24 protein-coding genes and 1 rRNA gene (1 of these 25 cut by a window edge) are annotated in these 26,982 nt (G+C 39.6%); 12 read left to right on the top strand and 13 right to left on the bottom strand.

What is annotated here, in order from left to right:
• Nucleotides 1-1,202 (bottom strand): 16S ribosomal RNA (locus GJB62_RS12535) (it extends 288 nt beyond the left edge of the window).
• 314 nt (nucleotides 1,203-1,516) lie between these two features.
• Here GJB62_RS12535 and nadC point away from each other — a divergent pair.
• Complete coding sequence (nadC, locus tag GJB62_RS12530; RefSeq protein WP_114080496.1) at nucleotides 1,517-2,383, top strand: carboxylating nicotinate-nucleotide diphosphorylase; 867 nt, start codon at nucleotides 1,517-1,519, stop codon at nucleotides 2,381-2,383.
• A 558-nt stretch (nucleotides 2,384-2,941) separates the two neighbouring features.
• Here nadC and hisS read toward each other — a convergent pair.
• From hisS to GJB62_RS12500, 6 genes are all read right to left on the bottom strand, one after another.
• Nucleotides 2,942-4,333 carry a histidine--tRNA ligase gene (gene hisS, locus GJB62_RS12525; protein WP_114080495.1) on the bottom strand — a complete coding sequence of 464 codons (1,392 nt, stop codon included), beginning with the start codon at nucleotides 4,331-4,333 and terminating at the stop codon, nucleotides 2,942-2,944.
• Nucleotides 4,334-4,458: 125 nt separating this feature from the next.
• Entirely contained in the window at nucleotides 4,459-4,905 is a 447-nt protein-coding gene (locus tag GJB62_RS12520) for a DUF3598 family protein (RefSeq protein ID WP_114080494.1), read from the bottom strand.
• Between the two features lie 398 nt (nucleotides 4,906-5,303).
• Nucleotides 5,304-5,495, bottom strand: a complete 192-nt coding sequence (locus GJB62_RS12515) for a YqaE/Pmp3 family membrane protein (protein WP_114080493.1) — start codon at nucleotides 5,493-5,495, stop codon at nucleotides 5,304-5,306.
• A 129-nt stretch (nucleotides 5,496-5,624) separates the two neighbouring features.
• The gene (locus tag GJB62_RS12510; RefSeq protein ID WP_114080492.1) at nucleotides 5,625-6,023 is read right to left on the bottom strand and encodes a phage holin family protein; all 399 of its coding nucleotides are present in this window, start codon (nucleotides 6,021-6,023) and stop codon (nucleotides 5,625-5,627) included.
• 219 nt (nucleotides 6,024-6,242) lie between these two features.
• Nucleotides 6,243-6,584 (bottom strand): 2Fe-2S iron-sulfur cluster-binding protein, encoded by a 342-nt coding sequence (locus GJB62_RS12505; RefSeq protein WP_114080491.1) that lies wholly within the window; start codon nucleotides 6,582-6,584, stop codon nucleotides 6,243-6,245.
• A gap of 13 nt (nucleotides 6,585-6,597) precedes the next feature.
• A complete protein-coding gene (locus tag GJB62_RS12500; RefSeq protein ID WP_114080490.1) occupies nucleotides 6,598-8,757 on the bottom strand; it encodes a Tex family protein in 2,160 nt (719 codons plus the stop codon).
• Between the two features lie 562 nt (nucleotides 8,758-9,319).
• On the opposite strand from GJB62_RS12500, the gene GJB62_RS12495 reads away from it, so the two are divergent.
• Nucleotides 9,320-9,574 carry a hypothetical protein gene (locus GJB62_RS12495; protein ID WP_114080489.1) on the top strand — a complete coding sequence of 85 codons (255 nt, stop codon included), beginning with the start codon at nucleotides 9,320-9,322 and terminating at the stop codon, nucleotides 9,572-9,574.
• A 1,182-nt stretch (nucleotides 9,575-10,756) separates the two neighbouring features.
• Here GJB62_RS12495 and GJB62_RS12490 read toward each other — a convergent pair.
• Complete coding sequence (locus tag GJB62_RS12490) at nucleotides 10,757-10,975, bottom strand: hypothetical protein (RefSeq protein WP_147262435.1); 219 nt, start codon at nucleotides 10,973-10,975, stop codon at nucleotides 10,757-10,759.
• Between the two features lie 163 nt (nucleotides 10,976-11,138).
• On the opposite strand from GJB62_RS12490, the gene GJB62_RS12485 reads away from it, so the two are divergent.
• The 6 genes from GJB62_RS12485 to GJB62_RS12460 all read left to right on the top strand — a co-directional run bounded on the left by GJB62_RS12485 (nucleotide 11,139) and on the right by GJB62_RS12460 (nucleotide 17,636).
• Nucleotides 11,139-11,522: an EamA family transporter gene (locus GJB62_RS12485; protein ID WP_114080488.1), complete on the top strand. Its 384-nt coding sequence runs from the start codon at nucleotides 11,139-11,141 to the stop codon at nucleotides 11,520-11,522.
• Nucleotides 11,523-11,559: 37 nt separating this feature from the next.
• The gene (locus GJB62_RS12480) at nucleotides 11,560-11,916 is read left to right on the top strand and encodes an EamA family transporter (RefSeq protein ID WP_114080487.1); all 357 of its coding nucleotides are present in this window, start codon (nucleotides 11,560-11,562) and stop codon (nucleotides 11,914-11,916) included.
• 94 nt (nucleotides 11,917-12,010) lie between these two features.
• Nucleotides 12,011-13,315, top strand: coding sequence for an NAD(P)/FAD-dependent oxidoreductase (locus GJB62_RS12475; RefSeq protein WP_114080486.1), 1,305 nt, complete (start codon nucleotides 12,011-12,013; stop codon nucleotides 13,313-13,315).
• A gap of 44 nt (nucleotides 13,316-13,359) precedes the next feature.
• Nucleotides 13,360-14,184, top strand: coding sequence for a glycosyltransferase family 2 protein (locus GJB62_RS12470; protein ID WP_114080485.1), 825 nt, complete (start codon nucleotides 13,360-13,362; stop codon nucleotides 14,182-14,184).
• Between the two features lie 390 nt (nucleotides 14,185-14,574).
• On the top strand, nucleotides 14,575-16,047 hold the full coding sequence (locus GJB62_RS12465; RefSeq protein ID WP_114080484.1) for a TldD/PmbA family protein: 1,473 nt from the start codon (nucleotides 14,575-14,577) through the stop codon (nucleotides 16,045-16,047).
• 248 nt (nucleotides 16,048-16,295) lie between these two features.
• On the top strand, nucleotides 16,296-17,636 hold the full coding sequence (locus tag GJB62_RS12460; protein WP_114080483.1) for a TldD/PmbA family protein: 1,341 nt from the start codon (nucleotides 16,296-16,298) through the stop codon (nucleotides 17,634-17,636).
• Nucleotides 17,637-17,706: 70 nt separating this feature from the next.
• Here GJB62_RS12460 and GJB62_RS12455 read toward each other — a convergent pair whose 3' ends face one another.
• On the bottom strand, nucleotides 17,707-18,147 hold the full coding sequence (locus GJB62_RS12455; protein WP_114080482.1) for a pentapeptide repeat-containing protein: 441 nt from the start codon (nucleotides 18,145-18,147) through the stop codon (nucleotides 17,707-17,709).
• 457 nt (nucleotides 18,148-18,604) lie between these two features.
• Complete coding sequence (gene fetB, locus GJB62_RS12450) at nucleotides 18,605-19,381, bottom strand: iron export ABC transporter permease subunit FetB (RefSeq protein ID WP_114080481.1); 777 nt, start codon at nucleotides 19,379-19,381, stop codon at nucleotides 18,605-18,607.
• Between the two features lie 328 nt (nucleotides 19,382-19,709).
• On the opposite strand from fetB, the gene GJB62_RS12445 reads away from it, so the two are divergent.
• Complete coding sequence (locus GJB62_RS12445) at nucleotides 19,710-20,858, top strand: DegT/DnrJ/EryC1/StrS family aminotransferase (protein ID WP_114080480.1); 1,149 nt, start codon at nucleotides 19,710-19,712, stop codon at nucleotides 20,856-20,858.
• 100 nt (nucleotides 20,859-20,958) lie between these two features.
• On the opposite strand, the gene GJB62_RS12440 is transcribed toward GJB62_RS12445, so the two are convergent.
• Complete coding sequence (locus GJB62_RS12440; protein ID WP_114080479.1) at nucleotides 20,959-21,705, bottom strand: DUF561 domain-containing protein; 747 nt, start codon at nucleotides 21,703-21,705, stop codon at nucleotides 20,959-20,961.
• Between the two features lie 268 nt (nucleotides 21,706-21,973).
• Between GJB62_RS12440 and GJB62_RS12435 the strand changes: the two genes are divergently transcribed.
• Nucleotides 21,974-22,780 (top strand): class I SAM-dependent methyltransferase, encoded by an 807-nt coding sequence (locus GJB62_RS12435; protein WP_114080478.1) that lies wholly within the window; start codon nucleotides 21,974-21,976, stop codon nucleotides 22,778-22,780.
• A gap of 46 nt (nucleotides 22,781-22,826) precedes the next feature.
• Here the strand turns inward: GJB62_RS12435 and GJB62_RS12430 are convergent, their stop codons facing one another.
• Nucleotides 22,827-23,369 carry a Uma2 family endonuclease gene (locus GJB62_RS12430; RefSeq protein ID WP_114080477.1) on the bottom strand — a complete coding sequence of 181 codons (543 nt, stop codon included), beginning with the start codon at nucleotides 23,367-23,369 and terminating at the stop codon, nucleotides 22,827-22,829.
• A 155-nt stretch (nucleotides 23,370-23,524) separates the two neighbouring features.
• Nucleotides 23,525-25,882, bottom strand: a complete 2,358-nt coding sequence (locus GJB62_RS12425; protein WP_114080476.1) for a tetratricopeptide repeat protein — start codon at nucleotides 25,880-25,882, stop codon at nucleotides 23,525-23,527.
• Between the two features lie 377 nt (nucleotides 25,883-26,259).
• Here GJB62_RS12425 and GJB62_RS12420 point away from each other — a divergent pair, with 377 nt between their 5' ends.
• Nucleotides 26,260-26,532, top strand: a complete 273-nt coding sequence (locus tag GJB62_RS12420; RefSeq protein ID WP_147262434.1) for a hypothetical protein — start codon at nucleotides 26,260-26,262, stop codon at nucleotides 26,530-26,532.
• A gap of 112 nt (nucleotides 26,533-26,644) precedes the next feature.
• Nucleotides 26,645-26,872, top strand: a complete 228-nt coding sequence (locus GJB62_RS12415) for a hypothetical protein (protein WP_114080475.1) — start codon at nucleotides 26,645-26,647, stop codon at nucleotides 26,870-26,872.
• Nucleotides 26,873-26,982 lie beyond the last annotated feature (110 nt).

Raw genomic sequence — 26,982 nt, 5'->3', positions numbered from 1 at the left:
GCCCTCTGTCCGGAGCATTGTAGTACGTGTGTAGCCCAAGGCGTAAGGGGCATGCTGACTTGACGTCATCCCCACCTTCCTCCGGTTTGTCACTAAGCAGTCTCTCTAGAGTGCCCAACTTAATGCTGGCAACTAAAAACGAGGGTTGCGCTCGTTGCGGGACTTAACCCAACATCTCACGACACGAGCTGACGACAGCCATGCACCACCTGTGTTCGCGCTCCCGAAGGCACTCTTCCCTTTCAAGAAGATTCGCGACATGTCAAGCCTTGGTAAGGTTCTTCGCGTTGCATCGAATTAAACCACATACTCCACCGCTTGTGCGGGCCCCCGTCAATTCCTTTGAGTTTCACCGTTTTAAGCGTACTCCCCAGGCGGGATACTTAACGCGTTAGCTACGGCACGGCTCGGGTCGATACAAGCCACGCCTAGTATCCATCGTTTACGGCTAGGACTACTGGGGTATCTAATCCCATTCGCTCCCCTAGCTTTCGTCCCTCAGTGTCAGTTACGCCTAGCAGAGCGCCTTCGCCCCTAGGTGTTCTTCCTGATCTCTACGCATTTCACCGCTACACCAGGAATTCCCTCTGCCCCGAACGTACTCTAGCTATGTAGTTTCCACTGCTTTTATCTAGTTGAGCTAGACTCTTTAACAGCAGACTTACATTGCCACCTGCGGACGCTTTACGCCCAATCATTCCGGATAACGCTTGCATCCTCCGTATTACCGCGGCTGCTGGCACGGAGTTAGCCGATGCTTATTCCTCAGGTACCGTCATTGTGTTCTTCCCTGAGAAAAGAGGTTTACGACCCAAGAGCCTTCCTCCCTCACGCGGTATTGCTCCGTCAGGCTTTCGCCCATTGCGGAAAATTCCCCACTGCTGCCTCCCGTAGGAGTCTGGGCCGTGTCTCAGTCCCAGTGTGGCTGATCGTCCTCTCAGACCAGCTACTGATCGTCGCCTTGGGAGTCCATTACACTTCCAACTAGCTAATCAGACGCGAGCTCATCTCTAGGCAGTTAACCTTTCACCTCTCGGCACATCCGGTATTAGCCACCGTTTCCAGTGGTTGTCCCAGACCTAGAGCCAGATTCTCACGCGTTACTCACCCGTCCGCCACTGTGTCCGAAGACACCGTTCGACTTGCATGTGTTAAGCATACCGCCAGCGTTCATCCTGAGCCAGGATCAAACTCTCCGTTTTAATTGGAAAGCTCTATAGCTCTTTTAGCTGCTCTTTTTTAACTTCAGCTTAGTTATCTTTTTATTTTCTTGACGCAACACACTTGCTGTATAATTGCTTTCAAACTATAATATTTTCAAGGTTCGGTATCCCTTTTCGCGAGTCGCTTTAAGCTCTCCGCTTCAGGCACTTATTCAATATAGCGAACACACCTCCTTGTGTCAACTATTTTTCCAAAATTCTTTTGGACTGCTTTTCTATCGCCATCAAAGCCTTAGAGTGTAAGAGTTTTAAGCTATAGTATTCCTGTAAGTTACTAAGGAAGCAATATATTTGTGAGCAGTTCTGGTGTTTTACCGCCTTGGCTGGTTTTAGATCCTCTTTTGCGTGGCTGGTTGTTGGAGGATATTGGCCGGGGCGATCGCACAACAAATACGCTACTAGTAGAAGATGTGACGCTAGGCTCGGCTAAATGGATAGCTAAAGCTTCAGGCATAATTACTGGCTTATCGGTTGCAGCTAGGGTGTTTCAGATTTTGAATGAAAAAGTCAGCTTTGCGGCGGTTGCGGCTGAAGGTACATGGTGTGAGCCGGGACAGGTGGTAGCTGAAATTCATGGTTCGCTGGATGCGCTACTGATGGGGGAACGAGTTGCTCTCAATTTGGCTATGCGATTGAGTGGTATTGCTACGCTCACTAATATATATGTAGAGAAAATTGCTGATTTACCGACTCAGTTGGTGGATACGCGTAAAACTACACCAGGATTGAGACTGTTGGAAAAGTATGCAACTGCTGTGGGTGGAGCGATTAATCACCGTATGGGATTGGATGATGCAGTGATGATTAAGGATAATCACATTGCGGCGGCAGGTGGAATTGAAAAAGCAGTTACCCGTATTCGTTCTCAAATACCTTATCCCTTGACAATAGAGGTAGAGACTGAAAGTTTAGAGCAGGTGAAAGAAGCTTTGAAGCACAACGTCGACATTATTATGTTAGACAATATGCCTGTGGATATGATGTATGAGGCGGTGCAGTTGATTCGCGAGCGGGATAGCCAGGTGAAAATAGAGGCTTCAGGGAATGTGACTTTAGAGACGATTCGCAGTGTGGCAGAGACTGGTGTTGACTATATTTCTAGCAGTGCGCCGATTACTCAGTCGAAGTGGTTGGATTTGAGTATGAGGATTGAACTTTAGATAAGTAAGGTCAATTATTTTACTACAAAGTTTGTATAGTCTTGGTTTATTGAAGGATAAAATTTCACTAAAAACAATCTATCTATACTACTATTTGATATTCTAAATATGGGATATAAACATCAAGCTATATTCTCACTTAATTTCTTAAACTTAATATAATCAAATTTACTCATAATTCTTATGAGGTAATAAAGAGCCCCTAATTTCTCTGGACTTCTAAAGTTTGCGAATCAGTGTTTTGAACCCGGAGACTGTTCGAGTTTTGTATAGGATATTGTTGTGTTGAACCCTATAAAAAGGGGTCTTTGTTGATCAAGTTGTGACGGTCTACACTTCTTCTAAGATACAAGGTTAGGTTTTGTTCCTGATACTGTTGGCAAAATATAACTTTATACTTTAAAGCAGCAAAAAACCTGATTTTTTCGTAGTTCGGTTTGGCTAAGGGAAAACCAATATTTTTAGAGACGACAGGTTTATCGTTGAATTACAATGTTAAGAAATAATTCACCAATAGTATCACGAATGAAATCCAACTTACCCTTAGAATTTTGTAGCTTATGAAGCAAGCCTTTTTTTAACTTCCTCAGCCAAATCTACCAGTAACACTTCTACTTGCTCACCTGTTTTCAAATCTTTCAGGGAAGAATTTTGTGTTGCTGCTTCCTCAGAACCAATAATTACACAAAATTGAATTCCTTGTTTATCGGCTAGCTGAAATTGTTTACCCAAGGGACGCTTATCAAAGTTAGTGATAACATTAATTCCACACTGACGCAGATGTTGCGAAACTTTTAAATAAGTTGGCATTAAATCTTCTTGCATATTCACTACCATAACCTGAGCTGGTGTAGCAGCTAAGGTACTAAGAATACCAGCTTTTAACAATCGACTAATTAAGCGAGTTAAACCAATAGAAATGCCTACACCAGGCATTTTTTCACCTAAGAATATCCCAACTAATTCTTCATATCTCCCACCAGAACAGATGCTACCTAAAGCTTCATGTCCTAATAAGGTTGTTTCGTAAACTGTACCAGTATAGTAATTAAGACCACGAGCAATGGATAAATCAATACAGAAACGATTTTCGGCCACTCCGAGATTACGCACGCCTGTAATTACCGTTTCTAATTCGCTAATCCCCAGGCTTAATTGCTCGGTTTCTGGCAGATTTTGGGTGAGATGCTTAAGTTTATTTAATACTTCATCAACAGAACCATGAATTTTAATAAAATCAATAATTTTTTGAGTCTGTTCTTCTGAAACTTCCTCTTTTTCTAATTCTTGTTTTACTTTATTTTCACCAATTTTTTCTAAATTATCAACAATACCAATACACGATTTAATTTTATCTTCAGTAATTCCTACTGACTTAAAAAAACCTGTAAGAACTTTACGATTATTGATGCGGATCAAAAAATCACCAATATTTATTGCTTCAAATATCTCAGTGATAATTGCAGGCATTTGAGCATCGTAGAGTAAACTGAGTTCACGACGAGCAACTACATCAATATCACACTGCCGGAACTGGCGAAAACGCCCATCTTTTGAACGTTCTCCTCGAAAAACCACATCCATTTGGTAGCGGGCAAAGGGAAAGGTTAACTCATTCAGGTGACGGGCAATATAAGCTGCTAAAGGAACTGTTTGATCAAACTTTAATGCTCTTGCTTCCGAACCAGTTTCGCCCGATTTATCTCTCTCGGCTTGTCGATTTGGTGGCAGAATGGGGTCAATGCCATAAATGATATTATCGCCTTGATTTCCTTTAGCTTGAAGCACTTCTAAACGTTCTATAGCAGGTGTTTCTATGGGTGTAAATCCATAGCTTTCAAAAACTCTACGAATGATATCTAGCAAATATAACTCTAGACGCTTTTCATTAGGCAGAAATTCTGGGAAACCACTAGGAGTAGAAAAGTTTATTTTGTCACCTTTTGCCATGCGTGTACCTTACTAAGTTGAAATTTGAGAGAAAAGCCTAACCATTTGAAGCTGTCGCTACACAAGCAAAGTCCGCCCGCGCGGACTAGAGAATAATGATTGATGATCTCTGAAAACAGAAATTACTATCTTAGCCGTTCTTCTTGAATTAAGGTGCGTTGAAAGATTTTATTATTCTTAAACCAATGCCAAGTACGGGCACGATTATTGCTGTCGGGACTAATATAGATCATTTCGTATAAACTCATTTCTGGGTTAGTTTTATAACTAAACCACAAAATCACAACAGAATCATCAATTTCCCAGGCTTTTCCTTGGATGCGCTCGGTGTCAAACCAGAGTTTATTATCTTTATAGCTTCCTGGAAATTCATGCTTTTCTTCTTTCCCATCAGACCACTTATAGCGATTGATTTGATAGTAGGGATGAGGGCCATTTTCTGGAAATTGACAGCTTAAGTGAGACTCATAACTGTCGAGGATTTTTCCTGTTGTATCAATTAATGTATAAGTTCCTACCCAATCTCCCTCATGACGGGCAAGTACGGGCATTCCTTCTCGAAGATTAGACATTGCAATTCACCTCTCAAAAACTTTGGGTAAGGGATACAACACAAGCGAACTACCTTACACTTACCGCCGGGGTAAGTAAGTGACGGACTCAAACCGCAAGTTCCCTTTGGTTGTAGCAGGACGCAAATCATTAGCCATTTATCGTACTAGTGTTTGAGTCAGACTAGGTTCCACGCCGCAAAGCTTATTATATAATGCTGTATGTAGTACTAACAATTCGATTTAGTACTCTGCTTTTCTAGCTTGTATGGACTAATTTTTGAATTCTACACACAACCAATTGTCCACTAATTATGCAAGTGAAATTTGGAATTGGTACAAAATGAAATGGTGCGTTACGGTTTTAAGCGTAACGCACCATACTTAATATTTGATATTTACCAATTTTCTCTTGCGTATTAGTAAATACCACTTTCTCGATTTAGTTGTTCATCATGCTTGGCAATGACCCAAATTGCATGAATACTGCCGGGTAGCCAGCCTAGAACTGTGAGCAAAATGTTGATAAACAATGTAGGGCCAATTCCAACTGTCAGGAAAACGCCTAAAGGAGGCACTAACAAACCTAGAAGATAACGAACTAATTTCATGATTTTGCTGTATTTTTGTGATTTTCTTTAGTTACATTCTTTGAAGATGCCGATTTAGTAAATCCACCTTCAGATATTTTTTATGGAGTAGAAAAGTGATGAAATTACTATTTCTACCCCTTTTAATATTTATCTAGAAGGTAATTCATTTTGGCTTTTTACATCACCACTGCTGGTTAAAAGGTTTCTTTCAACAAAGTAGTTATTAATGAAAGTGTTAGCAAAGGTTAGAATCACTGGCCCAAGAAGGAAACCAATAATCCCATTTACTGAGAAACCAGGAACTAGTACTGCTGCTAACCAAAAACATAAACCGTTGACGACGAGCGAAAATGCTCCAAATGATAGAAAGTTAAGTGGTAGGGAGAGAGCAGACAGAACTGGTTTAACTGAACCGTTAATTAGCCCAACTACTAAAGCAGCAATCATAGCTGCGGGGAAATTAGCAATATTAACGCCTGGAACAACTAAATCAACAATCAACAGGCTCAAAGCTGTAGCTAGGGCGGTTAATAATGGTGTCAACATTTTTTTGACCTAATCTTTTTTGTTTGTAACTTCTTATCTCATCTTTAACTATGTGACAGACTTTCACCTCTCTTGCAAGATAGAATTTCCTTCTACCATTAGGTCTATTATTGAGAAAACTATAGTGGTTATCATATTGATGCGCCCCTACTGTGATGCCATGTTTTCAAGGGTGCGTTAATTTTTTTGTTTAATGCACCCTACGAATTTAAGATTAATTTAATCAGATTTTCCAGACTCAGGCTTGTAGTAAAGAGCTGACTTATATAAGACTTGTTCTTGATGGGTTTCTAAAGTGCAATTAGACAAGGGGGAAGTTACACAAGTAACAACATAACCAGCCTGTATTTCACTTGGGCGCAGAAATTTTTGCTCGCTTTGATTAACTTCACCGCTAATGAGTTTGGCAATACAAGCAGAACATTCGCCTTGTTTACACCCAGATGGTAGACGGATACCAGCTTCTTCTGCTATATCCAGAATATATTGATCGTCTGGTATTTGAATGGTGCGATCTAACCCAAGTGTAGGATTGATGAATCGAACTTGATAAACTCCCATCTGCTGTTTATAATTATTGTTTAACTGCTTTCATCGACAAACTAATCCGCTTCAGTTTTTCGTTGATTTCTAACACCTGCACTTTAACTACTTGTCCGACTTTGACAACTTTGTTAGGATCGTCGACAAATCTATCAATAAGTTGGGATATATGCACTAAGCCATCTTGATGTACGCCGATATCAACGAAAGCCCCAAAGTTGGCGACATTTGTCACGATTCCTTCTAGTTCCATTCCCACCTTTAAGTCTCTGATTTCCTTAATTCCTTCTTTGAAGGTGGCATACTTAAATTCGGCACGGGGATCTCTACCTGGTTTTTCTAGTTCGCTGAGGATGTCGCGCAGTGTAGGTTCGCCGACGCTATCGGTAACATATTTCTTCAGGTTGGTCTTTTTGAGTTTTTCGGCAATTTGTGTCACCTGATTTAATGGCACATTTAGATCGGATGCGATCGCTTCTACTACAGAATAACTTTCTGGATGCACTGCTGTATTATCTAATGGGTTGTCACCGCCGCAAATCCGTAGAAAACCCGCTGCTTGTTCAAAAGCCTTTGGCCCTAGCTTCGGAACTTTCAAAAGTTGGCGGCGATTTTTAAAGGCTCCATTCTGGTTGCGATAGGTGACAATGTTATTGGCAACTGTTGCTGTAATCCCAGAGACGGAAGTCAGAAGTTCTTTGGAGGCGGTGTTCAAGTCTACGCCGACATAGTTAACGCAGCTTTCTACAGTGTCATCCAATTTCTTTTTCAACAACTTCTGATCGACATCGTGCTGATATTGTCCCACACCAATGGATTTGGGATCGATTTTCACTAGTTCGGCTAAAGGGTCTTGCAAACGGCGGCCGATGCTAATAGCACCGCGCACGGTAATATCTAAATCGGGAAACTCTTCTAGCGCTACAGTACTCGCAGAATATATAGATGCACCAGACTCATTCACCATTACATTAACTGGTTTGCGTTCTATTGTTTGCAATACTTGCGTCACAAATTCTTCTGTCTCGCGGGAAGCTGTACCGTTACCAATGGCGATTAACTCAATTTTGTACTTTTCAATCAGATTTTTGACAGTTTGTGCTGCTTTAGCACGTTGTTCAGCCGCTTGATGAGGAAAAACCGCTTGATATTCCAAAAATTTTCCTGTTTGGTCGAGGACAGCAACTTTACACCCAGTTCTAAATCCAGGGTCTATGGCCAAGGTTGGTTTCATTCCGGCTGGTGCAGACAGTAACAACTCTCGCAGATTAGTTTCAAATGTCTTGATTGACTCTATGTCTGCATAGATTTTTTTCTCAGAAATTACCTCTCCCATTAGAGAGACTTTCATCAAACGGTTGAACGCATCCTTCAACATCGCCTGATAAAAATCACGAATTGGCCGAACTTTGGTTTTAATTTCTTTCGACTCCAGATAGTAAAGTACCGTATCTTCATCGAAAGCGATTTCAAAGCTTAATATTTTTTCGGTTTCACCCCGACACAATGCCAGCATATTATGGGGTGCAATATTTTTTACCCTAATTTGATAGTTACGGTACATCTCAAATTTGGTTGTACCTTCGGGATAATCATCTTTGATGCGGGAGACAAATACCCCTTCTTCTAAAAGATAATCGCGGATATATGACCGTAATTCAGCTTTTTCAGCGACTTCTTCCGCTAAAATATCAGCAGCACCTTTAAGCGCCTCTTCTGCTGTTTTGACTCCCGTGGTTTCAGAAATATACCTAGCTGCTTCTTCCTCCAGTGAAGCCGTTGCAGCATTTTTGACATTTAGCGACTTGATGAATTCCGCCAGTGGTTCGAGTCCTTTTTCTCTAGCGATAGTGGCGCGGGTGCGGCGCTTTGGCCGATAGGGTAAGTATAAATCCTCAAGTTCGGTTTTTTGTAAGCAGGATGAGATTTTGGCTTTGAGTTCATCTGTGAGTTTACCTTGCTGTGCGATCGCACTTAAAATCACCGATTTTCTTTCTTCCAGTTCTGTTAAATAAGTATATCGATCAGCCAGTTCACGTAGTTGCACTTCATTCATTTCATCGGTGCGCTCTTTACGATAACGTGCAATAAAGGGAATTGTTGCACCCTCCGCCAAAAGTTCCAGCGCGTTTTGCACCTGATGAGGTTTGAGGTTTATTTCAGTCGCCAGTAGTTGAGGAATGTTCAGCATTAGGTGTGTAAAATGCAAAAAAATAAAAATGCTACTTCTAAAGGTAATATGCTAGATCCTTATCCTGGCGCAAGGCCAAAGTTTTAAGCTAATTTACCAGATGATTGCTCACAAGAGTAGAAGCCGAAGAGACAAAACCCACCTACGCAAGTAAGTTTTAAACCCTATTAATCCGCGTAGATGTAAGGAGAGTTTGTATAGCATAGCGCAGCTATCCTGAGTCGGGAGAAGGTTAGAACAAGCATCGCCAAAACACTTGTATAAGCATACACTTAAACCTTGCTACGCATAGTGTCTTAATATCCTTACTTTGAAAACTTGTTACACGCAGTATCTACCACAAATGAAGGAGTTATTCGCCAAGCTTTTGGATGCTTCATCTATCGCAATAATTATTCAAATTGGTATAAGATACAATGTTGCGTAATCTTGATTTTCTCTAATATTTATTTCGTTCGACTGTTGTGCCTAAAAGCTTATTGGATGTAAAATTGACCACAATTACCAAAACAATTTGTTTTATAAGCACAATAAATAACTTTTCATTCAGAGGTTTGCTAAGATGCCTTTGTTTTTCTTGATACCACTGTGTACTGCTTTAGCCACGGGCTACATGTTTAAAAAAAGTACTGATGAAATTGCATATCTTGCAGGTGTATTCGCAGCTATTAGCTTGATTTTAAGTCTAGTATTGGCACCTTGGCAGATTCAGTTTGGATTATTAATTGCTGTCTTAATCATTACGAACAGACTTTTGCAGAAAAATGAGTTCAAACAAACTGAAGCTACAGGAAAACAACCTAGAGAAATTAAATAATCTCAACCACGACAAAATATTTTTTTCAACTTTAAACTGCTAAAAATCATAAGTCATCTAACCTAGTAATGTCTTTAAAAACAAAACTTGGTAACTTTTTGATGAAAAGCCCCTCGATATGTGTATAATTTTGACAACTTCTTGAAACTGTACTGTATTTATTATTTCCTAATAATGGTAAATTCCATTTTCTACTTCAGGTAATAAACTCTATAGTTAGGTTAAGTATTGTTGAACTTTTCCATTGGAAAGGCAATGCAAACTTTTAAAAATATATTCATAATCAATCATAGTATCAAATAAAATTTGATCGTAAAATTCAGAAATTGAGTTTTCCATCTTATTAGGTATCATAAGTGACCTACGGTTCTTGTGAGGTGTATAAAATTTAATATCTTCATGGATAATATAAAAAACAATTCAGACTATCGGTTTTCATCTATGATGTGTGCTGTATTTAACTAATACTTTAATGTACTATAATATACACGCTATTGTCTGCACTGTTGTTCAAGGTTAATTCTGTTTTCTCAAACTCTTTGCTTTACACTTCTAGAGTCTGACATGAAATCGCTACTTCTGTAAGTTTATTAGCCAGAAAGTGCTTTATAAATGTACAAATAAAAATTCCTAATATATATAGGAAAATTTCGATTTTATGAAGTTTTTGTTTAAGTATATTTTCGGTAAATGAATTTTTGATGAAGTGTGCCGATAAATTTGCAACACCCTTTTCTCGTGGTATTCTAGTAAGTGATTATATGTAACAATAAATTTTGAGTAAACCTCTAGTTAAAATTACATATAATTAAGAACAATCTAAACAAGCCTAAGACTAAATGTAAAACATCTCAAATCTGCTTAAATTAACGTAAGCTGTGAGTTAATCGCCAAACGCTAGTTTACATTAGCCGTTAGTCTCGTGAAAAACTCCCTTTGGACATTAAGTAAAATCCCCACAGACCTGTAAAGCGCATTACTTGAGACTGATTCATCTCTCTACTTTCCGTAGCCAAGCAGACTTCTATCACTCATTGTGTTCTTGTGTCCAAAAAGACTAAGTATATACACTTAAGCTGAGTACAAGTTTTTATTAGTCGGCTTAGTTACCAGCCGAGGTTACAGATATGTATGTAAGCTTGGAGACTGACAAAGCCCTAACTTGTCGCATATCTGCATCAACTATGACATAGATGTTGCGATCGCACTACAAAGTACTCTGGAAGCATAGCTGGCTGATACGGAAGGCTTCTGCAATTCACAGTTGGGTAAAGCCAAACTGAAAATACAACTATAAGCACTTGACTCCGACAATACCGGATGCTGCAATAATATAGCAACCGTTTTACAAGCTGTATAGTATTCATTTGCTAACTCTTGGGCACAGCTTTTGGTGGTCATTTTAATATCAGTCCCTTCAAAATAGCCTTCTTAATGTTGTTATCTATTTTAGGAAGTGGAAGTCGAATTGCACAGAAAGTATCACCGAAATCAGAAACGTCCAGAACAATAGGCTGTTTACTGGCCGGTTCATACCTACTATCTCGATTGAGGGAAATGTACGATGAAATCTATATTGGAAATTTCAAACGTTAAAATAATTCCCTATATTATCTTGTTTGTCAGTATTTTATTTAGTATTTCTGGGCAATTGCTCATGAAATATACCATGAGTCATACAGATGAGGGACTATTAGATTGGGTATTTCTTCAAAAATTAGCATTAGCTGTTAGTGTTTATTGCTTAGGAATAGTCAATTGGATACTGGCTTTGCGATCGGTAAAATTGAGTATTGCTTATCCACTGACTAGTTTAAATTATGTCGGTATACTTTTCGGTTCATACTACTTTTTTAATGAGGTGATTACACTAACTCGAATTGCAGGAGTAATCACTATTTTTCTAGGTATTCTTTTAGTAGTTATTCCTCTGAAAAAGCCTATATAAATTTCTCTATAGTAAATTCTACAAAACCTATTAGAACATGAACATTATTACCTGGCTACTTTTAATAGTTGTAGTTTTATTCGGAACCACAGCTAACATATCACTAAAATATGGACTTCATATTTCTAGCCCTACTAAGGGAGCTAGCACATCTATTTTAAATCTTTTATTGTCTCGTTATTTTTGGATTTGGTTTATCTGCTATACATTTATGACTGTATTGTGGCTTTATGTATTGCGGACAATTCCTCTAAGTCAAGCATTTCCAGTTTTAGGACTAATGTATGCACTGATCCCAATTGCTTCTCACTATCTTTTAAAAGAGCGAGTTGTATTTAGCCAGTGGTTAGGAATATCTATTATCATAACTGGTGTAGTTCTTGTTGTAAACTGATAGCTAAAGGGCCGAATGTTGAGGTTTTTAATGTTATTAACGGCTTCGGAAAATAAATTTCAAAAACATAGCTACAAAAATATAAATTAAATTTATGAATATAGGTATTATTGGCGGAGGCATAACTGGTCTAGTATTAGCCCAACGTCTTGCACATCAAGGACATATAGTAACTGTCTTCGATAGCAACAAACAGCTTGGTGGGCTCACCACGTATCATGATTATGGGTTGTTTACTTGGGATCGCTTTTATCACGTTATCCTACCTTCTGATACTCATTTAATAAATTTTCTCAGAGATATTGGGCTTGGAGATAAACTGCGTTGGCATAGAAGTTTAACAGGATTTTATGACAATAAAAAATTCTATTCTATCAGTAACACTATAGAATTTCTTCGCTTTCCTCTATTTGGACTTATAGGTAAAATCAGATTAGCCTTTACTCTCCTATATGGTTCACGTCTGAATAACTGGCGGCGCTTAGAGAAGATTTTAGTGGAAGATTGGCTATTAAAACTCGGTGGTAAAAGCACATACGAAAAGCTCTGGAAACCTTTACTTTTATCCAAATTAGGAGAGAACTATAAGAGAATATCAGCAGTTTTTATTTGGGCTTATATCAAACGACTATTTTCAGCGCGTGATTCTTCATTAAATAAAGAACAACTTGGTTACGTTTCAGGCGGTTACAAAACCGTTTTTGACCATATAGAAAAGTTAATTTATGCGGCTGGAGGTCATATTCACACAGGTGTTGCAGTAGAATATATCGCGCCTCATCCAGGCGGTGGAATGTGGGTAGAATTTCAGGGTAAAAAGGAACATTTTGATAAAGTAATTTTTACTGGCCCAGTTAATATTTTGCAACAAGTTGCTGCTGATAAACTGATAAAAGTTTCCGACACTGATGAAACAGTAGAATACCTGGGTGTAATCTGCATGGTATTGATTACTCGCAAAGCTTTAGTTCCTTATTACGTCGTAAATATCGCCGATAGAACTATTCCTTTTACCGGAGTCATCGGTATGAGCAACTTAGTTTCTTTGCAAGAAACAGCAGGATATCACATGACATTTCTACCAAAATATATCCTTTCCACTGACCCGTTGCTAAAACAGCCCGATGATGAATTGCGCCAAGTATTTTTTCAGGGTATACGTTTGATGTTCCCAGAACTCAAATCAGATGACATTGTAGCAGCACATATAAATCGAGCTATTAAAGTGCAGCCACTACAAGTTTTAGATTATTCCAGCCTTGTTCCAAAAGTGAGTACCGAAAACGAAGATTTTTTCGTCGTCAATACCTCACAGTTGGTCAATGATAGCGTCAACAACAACGCAGTTGTGCGACAGGTTGATGAATTTCTCAAGAAATCAACATTGCTGAATTCTTGAAATTTGATTAATTGGATTTTATTTTAAAAATTACAGGAGTCTTTATGAGTCTTTTTGTTCTTTTACCCGCATACAACGAGCAAGAATCAATTCGCCCCTTGTTCAAAAGATTTCAGACATTGCAGCAAATCTCTAATATGGAGATAAAACTGATTCTTGTTGATGATGGTAGTAGTGATGCAACTGCTCAGACTGCTTTAGAAGAATCTCAATTATTGGGGGTATTACTTAATTTAGTCCAACATCCCAAGAATGCTGGTTTAGGTGAAGCAATTAAAACAGGTTTTAGGACTTTTTTAGAAATTTCTCAAGAAGGCGATTTTTTAGCCGCGATGGATTGCGACAACACTCAACCGCCAGAACTCTTAATAAAGATGTATGACACTATGATAGCTGGTAGCTATGATATTGCGATCGCATCTAGATACCGAAAAGGCTCTAAAGTCATAGGTTTATCAAAGTTTAGAGAGATAATGAGTTATGGAGCTAGCTGGCTGTTTAGAATTGCAGCCCGTGTACCCGGTGTAAGAGACTACACTTGTGGTTACAGGCTATATAACCGTAATTTTGTTAGTAAATTAGATATGTATTATGGTGACAATCTATTTACTGAAAGTGGATTTGCTTGCATGATAGATTTACTATTGAAAGCCAAAGTACTCAGACCAAAAATCGCAGAAATTCCAATGGTTTTGAGATATGACCAAAAGCCAACTGCGAGCAAGATGAAAATTTTGAAAACTATTACTCGCACACTGAAGCTCTTGTTTAAGAATCTATTATCTACAGGACAAAGTTCTAACTTAAGTCAGACTTTCAATGAGCAACAAACAGCAAGAATTCCACTGAAAATGGGAAATCGTAAATAAAGCTAAGAGTGATAGTCTGGATTAAATTAAGCCTTTGTAGGAAATAAGATTACATATTTAGTAGGAGTTATTCGTCAGGAAATTTCTTTCTTCTTACTAGAGTTAGAGCATCTCTAGCTCCTGACTCCCCTCATTGAGAAGAGTACTAAGTAAATACATAATATTAGGTGTATCTCATTTTCTGCCATTACCCTCAATGGTGGGAATTTTCAAAATCTCAGCCCGCCTTTGCGGGCTTTTTTATTGACAACCCTTTTGAAGGAGAGTTAGGGAAATCCACACTACTTTTCAAAGAATTGGTCAAGATGGTAGTTGAGTAAATTTGCTAGAGTGAACACACCAGGATTTTTCAGTCAAATCTCTGAATTACGCCAGCAGACGAGGCTACCCATGCTTACAAGTACGCTACTTCTCTCGAATCAACTTCCCACCTTACAATATTCCTCTACACCAGAGCGTTTCGATGAAACCTGGGAAGCCCCCCTGGCTACCCTCCTGGGATTAGGACGCGCCGCAGGCGCTGACTTCATCGAATTATTTTTAGAACGTCGCAACTATATTAGTTGTCTTGCAGAAGAGGATTCCATCACTAGTATTTCACCAAGTCTGTCTACAGGTGCGGGAGTCAGAGTATTTCGTGGCAAAGCCGATTGCTACGTCAGCACTAATGACCTTTCGTTTTCCGGTTTGAAAGCAGCTTTAGAAAAAGGTCTGTCTATCCTGGGATTGCAATTACCTGCTCCTAAAGCTTTCATCCCAGAAATTAACCTGGAACTACTGAGAGATTACGCCACCAAAAGAGGTAAAGATGCATGGCTACCAGTGTGTAGCTCCATCCGCGAAATGGGAGAAGTCCTCCTTGATGGGACTGCTCACCTGAAGCAAAAAGCTAGCCATGTCCAATCGCGCCGTGCTACCTATTTTCGTGATTGGCAAGAAGTCTTAATCGCCGCCAGTGACGGAACTTTTGCCCGTGATATTCGCCTCACCCAGTCGGTAGGATTTAACCTGTTGTGTGCTGATGGTGCTAATCGTACCTCAATTGGCGATCGCGCGGGTAATACTAGCGATGCTAATTTCTTGAGAACTTGGAATTCTCAACAAGCCGCCGAAAAAATAGCAGAATCTGCCGGCAAAATGCTCTATGCCGATTACGTAGAGTCGGGTACTTACCCGATTATTATGGCCAATCACTTTGGCGGCGTAATTTTCCACGAAGCCTGCGGACACCTGCTAGAAACCACTCAAATTGAACGCAATACCACTCCCTTCGCTGACAAAAAAGGCGAAAAAATTGCCCACGAAAGTTTGACAGCCTGGGACGAAGGGCGCTCTGAAAATGCCTTCGGGACAATTGACATGGATGACGAAGGTATGCCTGCTCAAAGAACCTTATTAATTGAAAAAGGCGTTCTCAAAAACTTCTTAGCAGATAGAACAGGTTCTGCACGCACCGGACACCCCAGAACTGGAAGTGGCCGCCGCCAAAATTATACCTTTGCTGCTGCTAGCCGGATGCGTAATACTTATATTGATTCTGGCGAATATAGCACTGATGATTTATTTGCCTCTGTTGATAAAGGTATTTACTGTAAGAAAATGGGTGGTGGTAGTGTTGGTGCTACAGGTCAATTTAACTTTAGTGTTGATGAAGCTTATTTGATTGAAAATGGCAAAATCACTAAACCGCTAAAGGGAGCAATTTTAATTGGTGAAGCCAAGGAAATTATGAATAAAATTTCTATGTGTTCCCAAGATTTGGAAATTGCACCAGGTTTTTGTGGCTCTGTCAGTGGCAGCATTTACACCACAGTCGGACAACCCCACATCAAGGTTGATTCTATTACCGTCGGTGGACGATAAGAATTTTAGATTTTGGATTTCGACTCCGCTCAGTCGAACGGTTTTGGATTTTGGATTGTAATATTCAAAATCCAAAATGCTCAAGCTCCCGGATAATTCCGTAGGTTCAATCTAAAATCTAAAAGAACAAATTCTTTGACTGTTAATTCAGTCAGAATTATTCGAGAGAAATATAAGCAATAACATCCAAAATCTAATCTTAAAAATAGAATCGCTTCCAATCCAAAATCTAAAATCTAAAATTGACTATGCCAAATATCAATGAAATTGCAAACTCTGCCAAGGACAATGCTGAGAAGCTTGGTATTAAAAAATTTGACATTTATGGCTCAACAGTAGATGATACCAGCGTGCAAGTAGACCAAGGTGAGCCAAAACAGGTTAAAGCTTCAAATCGCTCTGGTGTTACTGTTCGTGTCTGGAATGAAGAGAATACAATGGGTGTCACCAGTACCACAGATGTAGATTCCAAAGGACTGGAATTAGCTTTGAAAACTGCTTATGAAGCTAGTTTCTTTGGTGTTAAAGAAAATGTTCCTGATTTTAGTCCCGAAGCTACTGTTCCTATTCCAAATAAAGCTCAAGATAAGACACCCCAAGCACCTGTTGCTGCACTCATAGAAAGATTATTGGTAGCTGAAAAAGAATTACTCGCAGCTCATCCAGCAATTAAAGGTGTGCCTTATAACGGTTTATCACAAAGAGATATTGACAGATTTTATCTAAATAGCGATGGCGCAGTCAGAACTGAATCTCATTCTTTAGCATCAGTTTATCTTTATAGCAAAACTGAAGAAGAAGGAAAAAAACCTCGCAGTGCAGGTGCTTTTAGAATCAACCAAAGTTTAGATAATCTAGACATCAATGGTTGCATCAAAGAAACTGCGGATAAAACTATCAGCCACTTGAATTATGAAAAAATCAAGACTGGTAAATATCGAGTTGTTTTCTCAGCAGAAGCTTTCTTAAGTCTGTTGGGTGCTTTTTCTAACTTGTTCAACGCTCAAAGCATTTTGGACAATCAAAGCCTATCTACTCCTGATGATTTAGGTAAGCAAATTGCTTCTCCTCTACTTTCAGTTTTTGACGATGCACTGCACCCAGCTAACGTAGGAGCAGAAACTTTTGATGGTGAAGGAACTCCAACTCGCCAGATTTCGCTAATTGAAAATGGCGTTTTAACAAGCTTTCTCCACAGTGCAGGTACTGCTAAAAGGTTGAATGCCCAGCCAACAGGTAATGCCAGTATTGGTGCAAAAGTCAGCGTTAGCCCCAATTTTTATCACGTTTTTACAACAGCGACTCCTGAAGAAGAGCTAAGTTTAGATACTGCTGAAAATGTGATTTTTATCGATGATTTACAAGCTCTCCATGCAGGAGTTAAATCTTTGCAAGGTTCCTTTTCTCTGCCGTTTGATGGTTGGCTAGTTAATAAGGGTGTTAGGACAAGTATTGAGTCAGCAACAGTTGCTGGCGATTTCTTGGAACTCTTAAAGTCAATTATTTATGTAGAAAAAGAAGCTGAGTTAACGCCAGGGGGAGTTTGCCCGAAAATCTGGGTTAATGAACTGTCAATTACTGGTGAATAAAACTTAGTAAGTGTAGAGTTAGGAGTTGAATTTAGCTCTTAACTCATCACTTTGAAATAATGGCTTACCATTAATATTCACCACCGACGCTAATGGCAGTATTGAATACATCTGCACCGCTTAAATCAATATTAGCCAAAACAGCGCCATCTACGTCAGTATTATATAAACGGGAATTACTCAAATTCACGTTGGTGAGATTGGCATTATTTAAGATGGTATCACTGACGAATGCTTCTGTGAGATTAGCAGATTTCAAATTAGCACCAGTTAAATCAGCGCCTTCTAAATTAGCACCTTCGAGATTAGCTCCTTTTAAATTTGCATTTCTCAGGTCAACACCTATCAAATGAGCGCCTTTGAGGTTTGCTCCTGCTAAATTACATCCCAAACATTCTCTAGTTTCCAGCAAGCGCCGGACAGGGGCGGAGTTTTCTGCTTTGACGGGAATAGGCGCAGCTAAAGATAGCGTGCTGAGTAAGGCTGCTGCCGTCAAAAAAATTCGTTTCATATTTACCTCCGACACTTCTAGAAGTCATTCAATTTTTAACTTCTACGATACCAGTGTGCCAAGATTACAGAATTCTGTACTCATGCGATCGGAGGAATATATAATTTCTATGAGATTAGATATTCTTGTGTAAATTAGTCCGATAGTATTAAAATTAAAAGTTTTTTAGTAGAGATTACAAGTGCTTGGACACCGCAAGCAACGCCGAAAAATCATTTTTAAACCGCAGAGGCGCAGAGAGCGCAGAGAGAAAAAAGAGATTTTACCAGTCACCTTGAAAGGGCTAGTGGTTCATCGCATTAATTCTGAAGGGTTATAAAAGTTCGTAGTAAGGACTTTAGTCCTTGATTTGAGCGATAAATCGCTCACTACAAACCTATCAAAACTTTTGCGACAGACCACTAGTCCCATTATTGATTTGGGTATCAGCTTCCTAGGCTCGTAATTGAAGACTTGTTTAACTAACTAACTGCGCGGCGGAATTGAAAAACTGACGGCACAACCCCCTAGTAAGCAAAATTGTTGTCAACAAGTTAGCGAGAGCAACCATAAAGATAATTAAAATTTCGTAAGATACAGCATCCAGAGGTTTCACACCAGCTAGTAACTGTCCTGTGGTGATTCCTGGTATTGCTACCATCCCGATGAGAATCATTTGATTGAGAGTGGGGAGCAATCCGGCTCTGATGGCATCTTTGCGATACTGGCTAACTGCTTGCTGGGGCGTTGCACCTAAGCTCAAGTGGGTTTCTATTTCGAGATGGCTGGAATTAATGGTGCTGACAAGACGTTCGCCTGCGATCGCAGCTGCATTGGTAGCATTGCCTAAGACTATTCCTACTAAGGGAATTATATACTGTGGTTCATACCATCTGTCTGGTTGAATAATCAAGAAGTTGGTGTAAAACACTGTCAGGACGGTACTAATTAAAATTGCACCCCACACCAAAGGCAACAAATGAGGAATTTTTTGGCTGATGCGATTTCGTGCGACAATCGCCGTAATTGTCAGCATTATTGCTAATAGCGCCAAAACTGCCCAAGCATTGTCTAAAGCCAAGATGAAATCTAAAATGTATCCCAATACAAGAAGTTGTAAGATGGTTCTCCCAGTAGCAAGGGCTAGGTTTAACTCTAATCCTAATTTTTCCCAGGCAGATAAACCAATGGCGATCGCCATCAATCCCACAGCAATAGCTAAATCCACGAAATCCAGCTTGATCATATCCTGCATGGGTTTTCTATCTCCTAGTATTTTCTTCTCAAAGCAGCTCACACACCTGGAACTTTGATCCGATGTGTTGGATCTTGGTTGATATATATCACCTTCATCAATTCAAAATTAAAAAATGGTACAACCTTAACATGGCAAACTCCTAGTATGTCTACTATCTGTAAATTAAATGTGCGGTAGTCTACTGCGCCACAATTTAAGTAAAAACCCTAATAGATGCGTATCTTAGGCGATAGTCTTTTATTTGCTCCTTTTTGATTAACAATTCAATCAGCAAAAATTGACTCTCGAAGTGCATCCTTTGTATCTCCCGATAAAATGAGAACTCATGATCCAAAGTGTAAATCCCATCCCTGCCTTTGATATCAAGCAGCAATACACCACCATCGAAGCAGAAGTAAGTGCAGCCGTTTTAGAGGTTCTGGCTTCTGGTCGCTATATTGGCGGCCCCCTAGTTGAAAGCTTTGAGCAACAATTTGCTGCTTATAATACTGTTACTCAATGTGTGGCTTGTAATTCTGGTACTGATGCGCTCTACTTAGCGTTACGAGTCTTGGAAATTGGTGCAGGCGATGAAGTGATTACAACGCCTTTCACCTTTATTGCGACATCTGAAGTAATTAGCGCTGTTGGTGCAAAACCTGTTTTCGTTGACATTGACGCTACTACCTTTAATTTGGATGTGGAGCAAGTAGCAGCAGCGATTACACCTAAAACTAAAGCAATTATCCCGGTTCACCTATTTGGACAACCTGTGGATATGACATCATTGATGGCGATCGCTCAATCTCACAATTTGTCAATAATTGAAGATTGCGCTCAGTCTACAGGCGCAATGTGGGCCAATGAAAAAGTAGGAAGTATTGGACATATTGGTTGCTTCAGTTTCTACCCTACCAAAAATCTTGGTGGTTGCGGCGATGGCGGAGCAATAACAACTAATGATCCTGCGATCGCTACTAAACTGCGAATACTCCGGGAGCATGGTAGTAAAGTTAGATATTTACACGAGGAAATTGGTGTAAATAGCCGCTTGGATGCTCTCCAAGCAGCCATATTGCAGATTAAGCTGCGTTATTTAGATACTTGGAACGATCGCCGTCGAGATATCGCCAACTATTACTATCAATTCCTTAGCCAAATTCCGGGAATCGTCCCGCCTCAAGAATTACCTGGGGGTATTGGGGTGTGGAATCAATACACTGTTCGTATCTCAGGTGAAGGGCGAAATGGTTCTAGCGCCAAATATCGAGATTGGGTGCGTAATCAATTGCAAGAACAGGGCGTAAGTTCAATGATTTATTACCCCTACCCTTTACATTTGCAGCCAGTTTATCAAAATCTGGGCTATCAAATTGGCGACTTACCAATAGCAGAGCAAGCTTGCCATGAAGTCATAGCTTTGCCCATGTTCCCAGAATTGACACAGCACCAGCAAGACCAGGTGATTTATGCGTTGAAGGATTGTTTGGGGTGAGGGAAGTGGAGGACAAGGGCAGGGAGAAAGGGAGAAGAGTTTTCCCCTCTGCCCCCTGCACCTCTGCCTCTTTTCAATGCCCAATGCCCCTCCCTATTTCTTACTTCTGAGTTAGCACTCTTGCAGCCGCCAAAGCTTCTACTAAGCCACGCACAGCAGCAATCATTGCTATTTCGCTATTGAGTTGGTTGATGGCGGAACCAACACCAACACCAGCTGCACCAGCTGCGATCGCTAATGGTGCTGTAACGTTAGAAATGCCTGAAGCACACAATACTGGCACTGACACCACACGGGAAATCTCAAAAGCTGCTGCCAAGGTGGGAGCAGCTTTTTCAATTAATCCTAAAGTTCCAGGGTGAACTGGGTTACTGCTAGTACCGCCTTCGGTTTGGATAATATCTGCTCCAGCTTTTACCAGTTCTTCTGCTAACTGCACTTGTTGATCTAGTTCCAAAATGTGGGGAACGGTGACAGATAAGGTGATTTCTGGGAGAAGAGCGCGGGTTTGCTTAGTCAGCGCTAGTACTTCTGGAGCCTCAAAGCGGCGACCTTGAGCATAGAAGGAATCGAAATTCCCGATTTCAATTAAATCAGCACCAGCTGCTACAGCTTGCACAAATTTTTCTGGTTCTACTGCTGATACACAAATTGGTAATTTTGTCAAACTTTTAGCTAACTGTACCAAAGCGCGATCGGCGGCAATATCAACAAAAGTAGCACCGCCAAATTCAGCAGCTTTGACAGTCGCAGCAACGCTAGCAGCGTCGAAGTTATTCAAGCCGCTAATCACTTTCAGAACGCGGCGGTTAGTAAATGCACGTTGGAGTGTAGGATGCATCGTCATGGTTAGGCTTTTGAAGCTATGAAAATTATAAATTAGGTATATTCTACCGTCACTCAGTTGATGAGGAACTAAATCACTATGGCAGTTGCCAAATTTTTATAGTTTTATCCTTTACCGCCACTAACCAAATTTTGCCTATCAAAAGTTTACTCTCCCAATTCACCTAGGTATTAAATGCTGCACAACACTACCATGAAGCATAAAGTTCAGCAGATATCTATGTGAAAATAATTTAGTTCTGTTAAGTAATTCTTTTCAGGAGGAAGATGTGACTGAAGAAATCATGGCAAAATTTGACGAGCAAGAAATACTTGAACTCTGGGATCATAGAGCTAAAGACTGGGATATTCAAGTTGGGGATGATGGTGACAGCAATCGAATTTTGAACTCAGATCCAGTAATATGGAGTTTCGCTGGTAACGTTGCGGGATTGTCTATTCTCGATGCTGGTTGTGGTACAGGGTATCTGGCACGCCAGCTTTATCTGAAAGGGGCCAGTGTAACTGGTGTAGATTTTTCAGCTCAGATGATAGAAATTGCCAAATTCAGAGCTAGCCAAAATAATCTAGATATAGATTTTCATTTGGATTCATGCACTGAACTAAAGTCGCTTCCAGATGAGCAATTTGATATGATCGTCTCAAATTATGTTCTCATGGATTTGCTCGATCTCGAAGGAGCAATAAGGGCATTCAATCGTGTTCTTAAGCCTAGTGGTATTGCAATCCTTGTGTTCTCGCATCCTTGCTTTCCCCAAGGAAACTCAACAACTGTAAATGAGGATGGGATAGTTTCTTATAGTTGGGCCTCTTCATACTTTGAAAGGACACAACACAACGACGAACCTTGGAATCATTTTACAACACCATTTATCTGGTTTCACCGCCCTCTTTCCGATTACTGGAAAGTCTTCAAGGCAGCAGGTTTTTCTGTAGACGAATTTGAAGAACCAAGAATTACCCCAGAGCGATATCATCTTGCAGAAAACGACCGGAAGCTTTTCAATTCCAAAACACGTCCCTATTCGGTAGTTTTTAAACTTCTGAAGGTTAAAGGATTACATAGCAATCCATAACATTTAGTTCTATCCATCTACATCTGTAGGATCTTTTACCACTATCCTAGTCAAACTCTAAAGGCCACAAATCGGCAATTGGTACTTCCCATCCTGGTAGCAAATCGGGAACTGTTAAAATATCCCCATCACGAAGTATTATTGCTTCTTGTCCAGGGTTGTAAACTTCAACAATCCGCTCATCTGGATTGAGTAAAATTCCTACCTTAGTTCCCAAACTCAGAAATTCTTGAATTTTGGCTCTCAAATCCTCTAAATTATCACTAGGGGACTTCACCTCGACAGTCAAATCGGGAGCCAATTGAGCAAAAGACTTGGGACTGCGACGCAAGCGTTCGGCTAAAACAAATGAAGCATCCGGTGCGCGTAAATCTGAATTTGGCAATCTGAAACCAGCGCTAGAAGCTGCTGTTCGTCCTAGTTTACGCGGTCTAACCCAGTTACGTAACTGCGCCACCATTTCGGCTGCGACTTCATCTGATTCATATCCTGATGGACTCATGACAATAATATTACCCTTAACTAGTTCCATACGATAGTCAGGGTGCTGTCGCTGCATTTTTTCAAAGTCTTCAAGCGTTAGGGACATAAAAACCTCTAATTATCACACTCCCTGTATATATATTATGGAGACAACAGACCTCTTCAGGAGCGATCGCTCCATAAATTCCTTAGTTGTTCCCAAACTGTCACTCCAATCTAAATGAGAAAACAGGAATAAGCAGTAAAACTGAATATGATCGCTTACTTTTCAAAACACTCCATTGCTATTTGAACCTTCTCAACTTGCCTTGGTGCTTGCATTTCGTTAAAAAGTGCGATCGCTTGTAAAAAACTTTCTCTACTTTGACTAATTTCACCCATTTTTTTATGAGTTAATGCCAATTGATAATAAGCCTCAGCTAAGTCTGATTTAGCACCAATTTTATCAAGAATTCCTATCGCTTCTGAATGATGGAAAATTGCTTTTGCAAATTCTCCCTGTTCTCGAAAAAGTTCCGCAAGACAACTTATAGCTTTACCCTTAATCTGAGTAAAGTTGTTTTCTTCAGAATGAAATATAGCTCGTTGGCACAACTCAAAGGATTTTTTCAGATTCCCTAAATTTTTATAAGTTAAGCAGAGAGTTACTAAACTATGCCCTATTCCCCACAAAGTTACTCTAGTTGATGTTGAGATGCTAGAAAAGGCAACTTCAGCAAGATTAAAGGCATCTTCTCTGCTACCAAAGCGTGATTTTATCATAGCTAGACAGCATTGAGCATAAGTCATGTAATCATCAAGATTGCTATTTTGTTCAGCAAGTATACAAACAGAATTGAAACAATCTTCGGCCGCTTCTATTTCCCATAATTCAAGTTTGCAAAGCCCTGTATTAAACACAATAGAAATTTCTGTTTGTTTGGCATCTAATGTGCCTAAGACTTTTCCTGATTTCTCATAGCATTCTATTGCTTCTCTAATGCAACCGATTATTCGATATGTATAGCCAAGTATATTGTAAAGTCTAATTAATCTTTCTGGCGATTTTATATCGTCTATTATTCGTTGAATTACAGAAAAATTTTTCTGAAGTAGTCCCAATTGGTAAAACGAGGAACCTAAAGGTAAACCTGTACCCCATTTTTTACCTCTTCCTTGTAAGATTACATCACCAGCTTTCTCAAAATCACTAATTTCTACATAGTGATAATAAGCTTCTAAAGCAGTTAAAGCATCATTTATATTTGTAATAGATACAACTCTTTGTGTCCAACATTCTGCGGCTTTTCGGTTTACTAATTCCCATTCTTCAATGATTAATCTTAATCTACTAATCGCTTCATCACGAATTACAGGATGTAACCAGTATTGTCCTTTTTTCGCCTCTATCAAAGACAAATCTTGTAGAGCTTTAATTACACCTCGACGTTTTTGGGCTGGTACATCCCAAAGCAAACATAAAACTCCCTCGATAGGTAGTGAAGGAATATCTTGATAACGATAGCATCCTAAACGACAAAGGAGACGATAAGCTTCTAAGTCAATTTGTTGGAGACGGGTAAATTGACTGGCGACTAAATCTTTTAATTCTCTTTCTATTAATAAATCTGTAGAGTTCTCCTGCCAATATGAATGGATATCACCAGAAAAATCTGTCAATATTGCTCCTCGGAGAATTTGCATTGCTTTGGCGTTACCTCCATAAGCACTGCACATTTCGCTGAGAATAGTACAATCACAATTGATGTGGCAACTGCTGAAAAATTCTCGCCATGCTTCATCATCTAAACCTTCGAGTGGGTAGAGATAAACCTCTAGACTAGACTCCCGCAAACGCTCACGACTTGTGACTAAAGTAACTGAATGCACATCCGAGTCTGCTAATACTCTCAATAGCTCAACATAAGGGCGACGATATTCTAGGAACTTCCCATTTTTATCGAGAGCAGTTTCTAGATTATCGATAAATACCCCAATTTTAGAAGTTTGTTCTCGGAGTTTGCGCCGTAGTCGTTCTAAGCTGATCCCAAAATCTCCTCCCGGTTCTTCGTTAAAGTATCGCCGTAGCCATTCTTCAACTACACTCTCTACAGGAGTAAGGTTTTGGATTTCTGTGGCCATCCACAGTTCTAGGACAAAATTAAATTTTTGACTTTTAAAATATTTGCGTGCTAATCTTGTTTTGCCAACACCACCTTCACCCTGGATGAGGATAACTTTTTCTCCCCGATTGAATAAGGTGTGGAGTTCGGCTATTTGGCGATCGCGCCCGACAAAGTTAGAATCTAAATCTTGAGGTTTAGTCCCATTCGTCGCTAGATTCGGAATCTGAGAAGCTTTTTGCGACTGTTGGTTTGTTCTAAATCCCTGAACTACGCCTTGAAACGTAGATTTTGAGACTTTCGCTCCTAGCACTTTGGAGAGTAAATGCCAAAGTTCTGCACCAACTGCTTTTAAATGCGCTTCTGTATAACCACGGCTGTTGGCAATATGCTGGTAAGTCCGCTTTTCATCCTCCCACAAATTACGCAAGATAATCCTTTGAGTTTTATCTAGATGTTCTCCTGTCTGGAGAAAAACCAAGTTATCTACAAACTCTAAGGCCTCTTCTACACCCATTTGCTAACTTGATGTATCATTTGTAATTCATTATAACCATACTTTTACTACTTCTTCCTACCCTTTATACTACAAAAAAACTTTTTCCTACTGGGTAGGAAGCTGACTTTATCCGACTGCAAAGCATTATGGACTGTATTACTCTTGTAAGTAATACAGGCGAAGTTAAGTTAAGCGCCAATAATAAGGTGGTTGAGGATAGATTTTACCAGCGCTACTACTGCAACCTTAGTAAATCACAGATGTTATTTGTTACCGTCCTAGATCAATGACTCATGAAAGTGGGGTCTACTAAACAGCAGTGGGTATTAACTAACTAGATTCTGTAGAGCGTATTTACAACTAAGTATGTAAGTCTTTATCCTACAGGAGGTTCAATGATGTTAGACAGAGATTGTCATCATGATTGCAATCAGAATCAGTGCCCTTTTGCCCAAGATACACGTAATCCCAATAGATATGTTTGCCTCAAATGTGGTGTTGAGCGAGAAATAAACAAGTATTCTTCTAGTTTCGGCTCGTTTTTGCTGCTGTTGTTGGGCTTGTTTATTTCGTTCCAACTATTAGTTAATTACGAAAAGCAAAGCAATCCACAAAGGCAACAACAGTCTTTGAATAATTCACCCCATCAGGGAAATATCCACGTGTAAAACTAAATCTTCGTGCTGGGTATGATTTCCCCTTTCTGATTTACAAAATGAGAAACGGGAAATCAAAAAAAATATTCACTGCTAAAAATCAGCTACTTTCGTGAGTAAAATTATGGACACCAATCAGGATACACTTCTCTTTCGCTTTGCTTCTAAGTCTTTGAAATATTTCTTGTTAGTGCTGTTTGGAATTGCGATCGCTTACGTCCTATCCATTGGTTTAGGTATCTTACAAATCATACCTATACTGCTGTACCTGTTACAACAGTTTTTGCTTCCTGTGGGAATTATCCTCTTGTGTTTAATTACAATAGCGGTAATTATTGAATCCCTGCGTTAATAATTGTGGAAGTGGAGAGTCTATCAATTTTGGATTTTAAATTTTAGATTTGTTGTTCAATTCAAAATTCAAAATCTCAAATCGATTGACTCTCAATACTTTTCGGATAA

Source organism: Nostoc sp. ATCC 53789 (genome assembly GCF_009873495.1).
Classification (GTDB): Bacteria; Cyanobacteriota; Cyanobacteriia; order Cyanobacteriales; family Nostocaceae; genus Nostoc; species Nostoc muscorum_A.
This window is presented reverse-complemented; position numbering and strand designations above follow the sequence as displayed.